This is a genomic window from Microcoleus sp. FACHB-831 (assembly GCF_014695585.1).
Classification (GTDB): Bacteria; Cyanobacteriota; Cyanobacteriia; order Cyanobacteriales; family FACHB-T130; genus FACHB-831.
Genome location: NZ_JACJON010000056.1, coordinates 40,974 through 52,686 on the forward strand (window position 1 = coordinate 40,974; position 11,713 = coordinate 52,686).

Below are 11,713 nucleotides of genomic sequence, written 5' to 3' on the forward strand. Positions count from 1 at the left end.
CAACTGTATCGCTAATAAAGTGAATCGGTATATCAGCTTTGAGCCGTTACTACAGGTGAAGCAACTTCGTTAATTAGTTGCACCAATCGCTGTCGTAGCGTATCTAAACCCAAACGTTCAGTAGCTGAAATAAAGATTGCTTCGGGATACTCTCTTTGAGCTAAAGCCAGAGTTTCGCTATCTACTCGATCGAGCTTATTAAAGGCAATCAACGCTTTACCTGGAAGCGCGGGCATTTCTCCTAGCACTTCCTTGACTGAGCTAATGTGGCTTTCCCAAGCTGGATGCGAAAGATCGACGACATGAAGCAACGCATCTGCTTCAGTTACTTCCTCTAGGGTTGCTCGGAAAGCATCCATTAGAGGTGGCGGCAGTTCGTGAATAAACCCTACCGTATCTATCAGCAGAACAGACCTTTTTTCATGAGTTTCTGGATTGGTAATTACCAGTTTTCGCGTTGTTGGGTCGAGAGTTGCAAACAGTTGATCTGCCGTATAAACTTCGGCATGAGTTAACACATTTAGTAGAGTAGACTTGCCAGCATTGGTATAACCAACTACTGCGATCGCGGGAATTTCTTGCTGTTGTCTTTGTTGTCGCAAGCGGGCGCGATGTGCCTGCAATTGATTTACTTCCTGTTGGAGTTGTGCAATCCGCCGCTGAATGGTTCGCCGCTCTGTTTCTAGTTTTGTTTCACCAGGGCCTCGCGTCCCAATTCCACCCCCTAGCCTGGACATTTCCTGTCCTCGACCGCGAAGCCGAGGCAGCATATATTCCATCTGAGCTAGTTCTACTTGCAATTTACCTGCTTGAGATTGAGCGCGTTGAGCGAAGATATCGAGAATTACTTCTGTTCTGTCTACAACTCGAATACCAATTTTGTTTTCCAGGTTGCGAACTTGAGAGGCGGAAATATCGCGGTCAAAGACAACTAAATTAGCACCAATCTTTTGAGCTAAAGCCGCAATTTCTTCAATTTTTCCCTCACCGATGACAGTTTGAGGATGGGGACGCGATCGCTTTTGCGTTACCGTCTCCAATACCTTTCCTCCAGCGCTTTCCACTAAGCGCACGAGTTCGTCAAGTCCATCTTGAAAGCGCTGCGGTGTGACATCATCTGTCATCAATCCCACTAGCAGAACTTTGTCCCCGTCGGATTCTAATTGCTCAAACTGGAATGTTCCATTACCTGACTCTTTGAACTCTTTCTCCCACTCATGAACTAAGTCGTCAAAGTCTTGGTCGGTCAGAGCATCTAGACTCATGGGAGGGGAAACTGTCCAGGGCGTTTCGCCATCGGTTACGAGGTAAGCCAGATAAGCTTGTTTAACATGGGCAGTTGCACCCTTTTTCTTGCGATCGCTTGCTTCGATTGTGGGGGTTAATACCACTAAGGCATCTAAACGCTGCTGTACCATCGCCGTCAACGATGCTGCATCGGGTGGATGTGGTTGAGCCGCAATGCAACGAATGCCACTCAAGCGTTCAGCGCTATGCCGAGGCAGTTCGGCGGGTGGAAGTTGAGTTTGGCTTGGCGTACCTACTGCAACTCGGATCGTCTGTCCGCGCCGATTTACATAGATGCAGACAGGATGGTGAATTTCCCCGCTGATGGCTACCAAAGTTTGGGCAAATTCGGGGGTAGTCACGCGATCGCTTGGTTGACGCTCCTCGTATAGCTGCTTTAGTTGCTTAATATGGCTAGATTTTAATCCTTGAATATTGCCGTAAATAGTCTCCATAATACTTAGCCAGGAAACTTGCTTCTGAATTTGTTAATTTAATATTTACTAATATTTCTCTTTAACTTAATCTTCCCTTTGGACTAACTATCCCAGGGAACATAAGTTACAAACGCCCTCTATCAAAAGACGTAGTTGCTGCTCAATCTGCATCGCGAGATTGGGTAAGCAAGTTGCAGTTTATTTTATAATTTCAATGCACGCGATCGCCTACTTAAGGTAATAATTTAGTTAATAAACTTGTAGGCTGGTTTGAGTGCGAGCTTTCCCCAAGCATCTAAAATTAACCCATTTGGTTTTATCCCTCAAACTACGGTAAATAATCTACCTCAATTACTGAATTTTTTTTATGATCGGTCCTGTTATTCGCTGTATTTATTTATCTCTAAATATTTTTCCCAAAAAGCTTTGTTAGTAAGCTCTGGCCGAGTTTTTCTGTATAATCTCTTTAGATCCGAAAATTGGAAAAATACCTGAACAGCAATAATAATTGCCTTATATAAAATTTTAAAAAACTCGACTCTCGAAAATACAACTACAAATCCTTCCTGACTTGTTAAGTTGTAATATAACGCTTTTCTAGCCCTAAAAATATTTACAGGTCTATAACCCTGTATAGGAGCAACTCTGTATCCGCCGTTGGTTATTACCTTATCTCTATGAAAGAAAATAGAAGGCAAAAGATGGCCGTTCAAAGTTATTAACCTTATAAAACGGTGAACTGTCTTTTCGGTTTCCTCAATACTTTCCATGTATTTTCCATGTACAAATGGCAGTTGGGGATTTTTTACCGCTTTCTCTCCCAGCTTTAAAATCTCTATGTTATTCTGTTCAGGATCTATAGTTTTCAAGTAACCAGGGCCTTGGAGAAAGTCAGATGCAGCTTTTAATACAAGGTCTGCGCTTTTATACCTGTAACAGAATGCCTCTCTGAGGCTATTTTTAACAAAATATTTTATCGCATCTATCTTAGTGAATTCATCAGAACATAGAGTTTTTAAAATTATTTCGTTCCTTCTGAAGTAATAATTTAGCATAGGGGAGTACTTGTTCTCTAGTGCTTCATGCCATACGCATATACCATTTAAAGTTATAATTTTTTGTTTTAATCTTAGAGGAAACTCCATGTCGTCCATTTTTATAAAAAATGGGTAAGGGAGACTAAACTCATCTATGTTTTTGGTAGGAAAGCAAAATAGCCACCAGCCATTGTAATTAATATGTTCTTCAATCTCATTAAATAAAACGTTTTTTACATCTCTTAAATCCATATCTGGCTTTAGCCTGACAGTCTCGTTATCCCATATTGCTCCATTTTCATGCTGGATATACTGGCTGTCTAGTTTTAGCATACTGCCACCAATACATATGTCTTTATTAATCACAAGCCTTTGAAAGTTATAGATTCTCTCATACACTTCTGGATATATAACAACATCATCATCCATGAATATAATGTGAGAAAATTCATCTTTTCTTTTTAAGACTTCTATAATTCCTCTAGTATATCCTCCACTACCACCTGCATTTTTATTGGGAATCACGTGTATTTGAGGATGGTCTAATTCCTTTAAAGTTCTACCATTGTCAATTATAAATATTTCAAACTTTTCCCCTAAAGCTGATTTATTGAATAAATATTTTTTTATAAGTTGCATATTTTTTTGTACATATGGTTCTCGTTTATATGTACAAATAGCTACTGCAATTTTTACATCTGAAGTTTGACTGGTGGTTATTTTTGTGGAAAAGCACCCACCTGTAAATAGACAATTATTTTCCAGTGCCTCAATTTCCACATACAATAATCCTGTATAGGGATGTATGGGTATTTCCTCAAACACGCATAATTCATCTAAAGCTTCAGCCGTTACAATCTTTTGATTGACTAACTTTGTAGATTGTGAGAAATAATCTATATTTAGGAGCTTAACTTTGAATGTTCCTTTTAGATTTAGATTGATACTTATGGCTTTTACATTGGTGTAATCTTTCCATTTTTGAACTGAAAAAGAATTAAAGTAAGTATCGAAACTTATGATCCCCCCTTTTTTGAGTTCTGCATAATTTTGTTCATAAGTTAAAATAACTTTAGAATTTTGACGTAAAAATAGGTTTTCGACAGTACATATATCAAGAGTTGGGAAAATTATATTTTGAATTTTCCCCGATGTTGTTAGGCTTTTATTACCCAACCTTGGCGATACAAGAAGATCTGTCACAGGTATTTACTCACTACTAATGATGGTAATTAAAAAATTAGATAGGATTGCCAGAAGACCCAGCGATCGCTGTATTTATGAGATAAGCCTCAACTACGCGATCTGCATCGCCTACCAACTTGACTTTGCCCTTATCCAACCAAATTGCTTGCTGACACGATTGTTTTACAAACTCCAGATCGTGGGAGACTACCAAAACAGTCGCATCAGCCTTCCAAAAATTCTCAATTCGCTGTCTGCACTTATCTTTAAAACTTTCATCACCCACAGATAGCACTTCATCAAGAATTAGAATATCCGGTTGCACATCAGTTGCGATCGCAAATCCCAAACGTGCTTCCATACCTGATGATAAAGCCTTCACGGGAACCAAAGCATAGTCTTTCAACTGGGCAAATTCTAAAATAGATGGCGTTCTATGGATCATTTCTTTCCGCGAAAACCCCAGCAATACTCCATAGAGTACGATGTTATCCATCACCGAAAGTTCTTTATCAAAACCCGCCCCCAACTCAATTAGAGGAGCAATCTTACCCCGCACCCGTACCCCCCCACTCGTTGGTCGCAAAATTCCACATATCACCTTCAGAAGCGTCGATTTACCAGCACCATTCGCCCCAATAATTCCCACCTTTTCTTGCGGGTTAACCACCAAATCAATCCGATCTAGCACTAACTTCTTTGCAGGCTTACGGTACTTACCCTCCAAAAAAGACAACACTGTTTTTTTCAGATCATAAGAAAACTCCTCTTGGGTCCTTCGCCAAAGCGAAACTTGGTCAAGCCGAATTACTTCCATTTACAGCAGATCCATAAATAAATGCCGCCACACGTGAAAAAAACTCCATCCTAGTGCCAAAATAATCGTGCCACTAAGCAAAGATTGCCCAATAACGCTAACATCTGGTAAAGCTCCTGATAACGAAATCTGACGAATACTTTCAATAACGGGTAACAGCGGATTCAATACCAAAACTGACCTCACCGATGCTGGCACAATTGCTGATGGATAGAATATGGGAGTACTAAGCCACAGCACAAATATAACTAAGTCATAAAAGTAATTCAAATCTCGAAAAAATACAAATAACGCACTAACCAAAAATCCTACCCCAGTACACACCAAAGTGAGGGATATTAAGGGAAACAGCAGCGCCAATACATTCACCAAACTCTTAGAATTCAGCAGAGTTACAAAAGCCAGCAACGGCAACACGCCGACCACAAATTGAAATACATTCGCAGCAATCATCGAAAGCGGGAAAACGCTCACTGGCAAGCGAATCTTATTTAACAATGCTCCATTGTTCACCACACTCCACAACGCTTGGGACGTACACGCCGAGAAAAAGTTTAGCGCCACTAGCCCCGTAAAAACTGCTAACACATAATTAAGTATAGAGTTGCCATAATACGATGCAAATGCCGTTCCGAAAATTGCTGTATACACGCCCGTCATCAGCAACGGATTGAACAGAGACCAATATACTCCTAAAAAAGAACCTCGATAGCGCACCTTCAAATTCCGGGATACTAATACATAAAGTAATTCACAGTAATGCCGCACTTCAGACCAGTTTGAGTTATCTTTTAGCCAAACAATCATTCTTAAATACCAAAAATTATTAGATTTTAATGCTTATAAATACTAGCAAGCCTGTCGGTTAAAATTAACTTTGTGCAAAGTCATCCCAGCTGCCCAACCTACGCGAATGCCCTGAAAAGCCTGCTGTATGTAATTAATTAAGATTAAGTAAGGAAGGTTATGAGTAAATTTGAGGCGTAGTATTCTTAGCAAGCAGCGGTAAATTAAAAGGAATGTTAGACGAGTGACAAGTATGGGAAAAGGAACCACTTTAAATCCATGTTTCAAAGCAAAATAAGTTGTATTTTTTGCAATTGAATACCAGCAAGTTAGATGTTTTTGGTCAATACGATTGTGGCTAGGCTGAGGGTAGTGATCTACGACGACATCAGCATAATGGATGTCATATCCCGCCTGAATCAAGCGCAAGCAGACATCCGTTTCATCTAAAAAGTAATCGAAAAACTCATCGTAGCAGTTGATTTTCTCCAGCAGGTCTTTCCGATAAGATGAATTCGTACCCATGAGACCGTTATACCAAAACCCATTCGGTTGGTTATAATTAGCAGCATCAGCAGCACGAATAGGAATAGTTTCGCCTAGCACGCTGCTGATGCCGCGCCGGAACTGCAAGGGATATCCAGGACGAGTTAAGTCTCGAACTGTCCCGCCAACGGCAGCACATTTGTCTCCATAAACCGAATAGGTAATTAATAGTTTATCTATCCACTCGCCTGGTGGAATCGCATCATCATCAAAAAAAGCGATAATTGAACCTGATGCTAACTTAATACCTATATTCCTTGAGTAACTAATATTTCTAGGTTCGCTTTTAAAATATTTAAACTTGCAGCTAATTTGGCTTGATAAAGTACAGAGCATTTCACTCGTTTCTGTAGTTGATGAGGCATCAATAATAATCACTTCAATTTTTTTATAGTTAATAAATTCTAGAGAATTAAGAGCTTTTTTTAAAAAAATATGTCTATCGGCAGTACAGATGGCGATAGATACTAGCGGAAACAGTTTATTTGATATTGCTTGGGGTATTTCTGAGAACTTAAACTTACTAATTTGCCAGTAAACTTCCCACATTTGAAGTATAGTCTGACTAATCTCCTTCATCAAAACAATAGGATTGAATGAAGCAGGCACATAACCGCTACCTGTAAAAAAGTAGACGTGTTTTGCTAGATTCAGAGCATAAAATTCAGGATAGCGGTAGGTAACTATTGCAACATCAACTGGTTTCCAAAAACAAGCTACTAACCAGAGGCAAAGGCGACTTAATAAAGTATTAGGTGGAAACCAGACAGTAAGTTTTTGCTCAGCCTCTAAACTTTTGAAAATACTATTTTGCTCGCTATCTTTATAGATAGTAGATTGCACCATGGCTGTAGATGAAGCCATAATAATTTCTTCCAAAGAAGATTCTGTATACAATGGTTCTAGCATTTTGCCACGAACGCCTTTAACAAAATCTTGAAACCCTCGAATAGAAATTTGTGCTAAAAAGTAGCGTCCTGTAGCTGCATAATAAATCAGCCGTGGCAGACTAACAAAAACTCTTTTTAATATCAGGTTTGGGCGATGTTTTTGCCAGCAGTAACATAGATTACGTTCGTCATAATAGCTAATCCAGGGTCTAATCTTAAAATCTGGCGATTTATGCCAAACAATTGAGGCTGGGTTAGATGCAACTACCCACGAAGCCTGCTTGGCTCGCAAGCACCACTCTACATCATCAAAATGTAAAAAATAATTCTCAAATACTCCAATTTGTTGGACAATTTCACGGCGCACTAATAACGACGCAGCAGCACAGGCATCTACGCTGACATAAGGTTTGCCTGCTAATATTTCCTCAACTGAAGTAATAGATGAATTGCCGAAATTTGTTGTAAGGTGTGCTTTTTTACTGTTGATAAAGCTGCCCACTTCTTGAATAGTATTGGGTTCATCTAGTTTACGAATTTGAGAACCCACTAAACCCACTTCAGGGTAATTTTGTAACGTCTCAACTAGCGGAAGTAGAGCCAGAGTATCTAGACGAACATCATTATCGAGTAACCAAAAGAAATCATATTCAAGTTGGCTAACAATCTCCAAGCCGTAAGAAAATCCCCCAGAACCTCCTAAGTTGCTGCCTGTTTGCAAAACTTTGACTTGAGGATAGTGCTGCTCTATGTAACTTTGCGTGCTATCGGTTGAGGCATTGTCTACAAGATAAATATCAAGTGCTATATTGTGCAATTCTAAGTTAGCAATGTCTTCAATTACAGAACAAACATCATGTAGTTTATTCCAAGTAACGATAACACTAGCTATTTTAGAGATGCACATAAAATTTAACTAACTAAATTATTTGAATCGGCTTCGGGGATGTCGTTAACCTGTTTTACCATAATAAGCTGCCATACATTTAAAATATCTGTTATGGCAAGTAATGGCTAATGAGAACCCCGCTTATAATATCAGCGCTTCATCCATAATCTAGTTTTATAAAATCTACTATGTAGATGAACGGAAAGTTACATATGTGTAGTTAATAAGGGAATAAATTTTTTGTCATCTATCTCTAGATAGACCGATATTGTAATTGGCCTGTAATTGTTAATACATTAATGCTTTTTTTGAGTTTTGTCAGGAGCTAAGAATTTGTTTTAGCACCCGTTACTATATTGTTAACAATATGCTATTTTTTATACAATCTTTTCGTTAGCTTTTGCAATATTTTATCCATATATTAAATCTCTCTATAACTCAAAGTGCAATTGTTTGCCTGCCTTGAGCAACAGTTCAAAAGCAGGTGGTGGTACAGGAGGACTGAACAGATAGCCTTGCATTGCATCGCAATGATGTTGACGTAGGAATGCCAGTTCCGCTTCTGTCTCCACTCCCTCAGCAATGACTGTCAGATTTAGGGAGTGAGCGAGCTGAATCAAGGCAGTTGTAATGGCGGCGTTTTTGGCATCATTAATCAGGTTGCAGACAAAGCTGCGATCGATTTTCAATGTATCAAAGGGAAATTGCTTCAGATAGGTCAAAGAAGAATAACCGGTGCCAAAATCATCAACAGAAATTTGAATACCTAACCCTTTTAATTCTTTCAAAGTCGCGATCGCTGCTTCTGGATTTTGCACCAATATACTCTCAGTTAGCTCTAACTCCAGCCATTTAGGTTCCAAATCGCGATCTTCTAAAATCTCAACAACCTGGTAGCTGAGGTCGGGTTGATTAAATTGATATGCTGATAGGTTAACAGCCATCGACAGCTGAAACCCGGCATCATGCCAAATTTTAGCTTGTCGGCAAGCTGTAAGCAATACCCATTGACCAATGGGGACAATCAAGCCAGTTTCTTCTGCTATGGGAATAAATTCAACTGGCGAAACCATACCGCGTGTAGGATGTTGCCAGCGGATGAGAGCTTCTGCACCTACAATTGCTAGCGTCTGAACATCAACTTTTGGCTGATAATATAGCTGCAATTCATTTCGTTCTAAGGCGTAATGCAGACTGCTTTCTAGTTCCAGCGTAGCGATGGATTTTGCAGAAAGCGCAGCTGTATAAAACTCATAGCAATTTCCTCCTTTGTTTTTCGCCCCATGCATAGCTGCTAGGCTGTAATCTAGCAGGTGGTCGAGGTCGCAACCATCTTCGGGATAAACAGCAATGCCGATACTAACAGTGATGAAAAGTTCTTGAGTATTCAAGAGGAAAGGTAAAGATAAGGCATTCAAAATGTTTTGAGCAACATCAGCAGCATTTTGTTTTTGAGCAGTTGGATTGACGATAATGGCAAATTGAGATGTATCCAATCGCGCCACCGAATTGCTGTCACCCGCACACAATATCAAACGTTCTGCTAGAGCTTGAAGTAACAAATCGCTACCCTTTGACCCCAAAGTGCGATTTAACCACTCGAATCGGTCTAAACTCAATGACAGGATGGGTATCATACGAGAGTCAGACAAAAAGCAAAAGGCTCCAGGAGATGAGTTAAGTTCTTGATTTTCACCCAAAGGCTGTAATTTTGGTTTATTTCTAGTGCTTTCTCCCTCCCCGCTCTTGCCTGTAAAACTCATCCCGCATTGTTGTACAGTTTGATTGAACTGCTCTCGCAACAAAAGCCGATTTGGGAGATTGGTCAAGCTGTCGTAGTGTATTAGCTGATTGAGTTGTTCTGCTGCCTGTTTAAGAGCCGTTGTGTACTGCTGTTTGACAACTTCTTGTTTATTAAACCGAGTAGCGATCGCGTCTAGCAATTCTTGTCTCGTAAAAGGTTTGGTAAGATAATCATCCGCTCCCAATTTCATCCCCAAACGCAGAGCCGACCTGTCCGCTAGACCAGTCAGAAAAATAAACGGAATCACAGCTGTAGCAGGGTTTTGACGCAAGTGCTTTAAGATGCCGTAACCATCCAAAAATGGCAGCATAATATCGCACAAAATCAAGTCCGGCAACTCTTTATATGCCATCTGCACGCCACTCAAACCCGTGTCAGCTGACATGACATCAAACCCTTCCGAAGCCAGGATTTTGATTAGGAGGCTGGAAATGGATGGCTCATCTTCTATCACCAAAATTTTTTTCATTATCAGTTAAACCCTGATAATATTTAGAATAAAAAATTGCTGTTCGTTCATGGGTCAATAGTTATGTTATGTTTTTGCCATTTTACCGCTTACCGATAACCCATTGCGTACTCTTTTTAAATTTTCTTATCGTTAAACTGACGAATCGGAATCTGCATTACCAACTCGGTACCAACTCCCAGTTGGGAATTGCACTTAAGTTGACCCCCGTGACGCCCAACCACGATTTGGTAACAAATAGACAGCCCTAAACCCGTGCCGCTGCCAACTGGTTTAGTGGTAAAAAACGGGTCAAACAACCGCCCTCTAACTTCCGGCGTCATTCCTGAACCATTATCACAAATCCTAATTTCTATATGATTTTCATCGGACATTCTGGTGCGAATTTTGATAGTAGGAGAACGCCTTTCTTCTTCATTATCATCCTTTAATCTACCCCTATTAAAAGGCTGTAATATGAGATTGGCGGCTGCAAAGGATTCTTGATCTTGGGGTACTAATTCCTGTGCTTTTTCCAAAGCATCAAGAGCATTATTCAGAAGATTGAAAAACACCTGATTCAACTGGCCGGGGTAACACTCCACCAACGGCAAAGAGTCATATTCTTTAATAATTTCAATACTGTAATCCCAATTCGGTGAAAGATTTTCTAGACTATTTCTATGCAGCCGATGCTGCAAGATTAAAAGAGTATTATCAAGACCTTCATGAATGTCAGCTTTTTTGATTTCGGCTTCGTCAAGCCTGGAAAATTTTCTTAAGCTAAGTATAATATCCCGAATCCTAAAGGCCCCATTTTGCATAGATTCTAAAGTCTTTGGGAGATCTCTAGTGACAAATTCAAAATCTATTTCTTCTGCTGCCCGCTTAACTTCTACAACAGGATTAGGATAGTGTTTTTGATAAAGGTGCATTAACTCTAGCAAGTCGTTGACGTATTCGCTAGTATGGGCAAGGTTGCCACTGATAAAAGTGATAGGGTTGTTAATTTCGTGGGCAATCCCGGCGACCATCTGACCAAGACCAGACATTTTTTCGCTTTGTACTAGCTGTGCCTGAGTTTGCCGCAATTCTTGTAAGGCTTGGCTTAGTTGTTGATTTGCTTCGCTCAATTGCTGTTGATATCGGTAGAGCCGCAATCCCGCTCTTACCCGTGCAAGCAATTCATTGGGATCGATAGGCTTAGAGAGAAAATCATCCGCTCCCGCATCCAAACCTTCAACTCGATCGGCTACAGTACCGCGAGCAGTTAGCAGAATAAAGAATGTACTTGCTAGATCGGGTGTTGCCTTCAGGCGACGACAAATTTCTACCCCATCCATTAGTGGTAGCATCCAATCGCATAGCATCAATGCCGGACGTACTTCAAATGCTTGTTTTAATCCTTCTTCACCGTTTTTGGCTACTACCACTTCATAGCCAGAAAGTTGCAGGTCTCTTTTAAGAAGTAGGCGTGTTGCCGAATCATCTTCAACTACAAGAATTTTTGACATACGAAGAAGTTTAGAGCAATTTTTGATTAGAAATTCTGGAAGCTAAGGTAAGAAATGACAAGGGCAAATAGTA

7 protein-coding genes are annotated in these 11,713 nt (G+C 40.1%); all 7 read right to left on the reverse strand.

Annotated elements, in window-relative coordinates; translation table 11 throughout:
- Positions 1-32 precede the first annotated feature (32 nt).
- Positions 33-1,742, reverse strand: coding sequence for a GTPase HflX (hflX, locus tag H6F77_RS14530; RefSeq protein ID WP_190489407.1), 1,710 nt, complete (start codon positions 1,740-1,742; stop codon positions 33-35).
- 362 nt (positions 1,743-2,104) lie between these two features.
- Entirely contained in the window at positions 2,105-3,964 is a 1,860-nt protein-coding gene (locus H6F77_RS14535; RefSeq protein WP_190489408.1) for a glycosyltransferase family 2 protein, read from the reverse strand.
- Positions 3,965-4,001: 37 nt separating this feature from the next.
- Positions 4,002-4,685: an ABC transporter ATP-binding protein gene (locus tag H6F77_RS14540; protein WP_309228853.1), complete on the reverse strand. Its 684-nt coding sequence runs from the start codon at positions 4,683-4,685 to the stop codon at positions 4,002-4,004.
- Between the two features lie 78 nt (positions 4,686-4,763).
- A complete protein-coding gene (locus H6F77_RS14545; protein WP_190489410.1) occupies positions 4,764-5,570 on the reverse strand; it encodes an ABC transporter permease in 807 nt (268 codons plus the stop codon).
- 42 nt (positions 5,571-5,612) lie between these two features.
- Positions 5,613-7,892, reverse strand: coding sequence for a glycosyltransferase (locus tag H6F77_RS27425; protein ID WP_199321345.1), 2,280 nt, complete (start codon positions 7,890-7,892; stop codon positions 5,613-5,615).
- Between the two features lie 413 nt (positions 7,893-8,305).
- A complete protein-coding gene (locus H6F77_RS14560; RefSeq protein WP_190489411.1) occupies positions 8,306-10,147 on the reverse strand; it encodes an EAL domain-containing response regulator in 1,842 nt (613 codons plus the stop codon).
- A 116-nt stretch (positions 10,148-10,263) separates the two neighbouring features.
- Positions 10,264-11,640 carry a sensor histidine kinase gene (locus H6F77_RS14565; protein ID WP_190489412.1) on the reverse strand — a complete coding sequence of 459 codons (1,377 nt, stop codon included), beginning with the start codon at positions 11,638-11,640 and terminating at the stop codon, positions 10,264-10,266.
- Positions 11,641-11,713 lie beyond the last annotated feature (73 nt).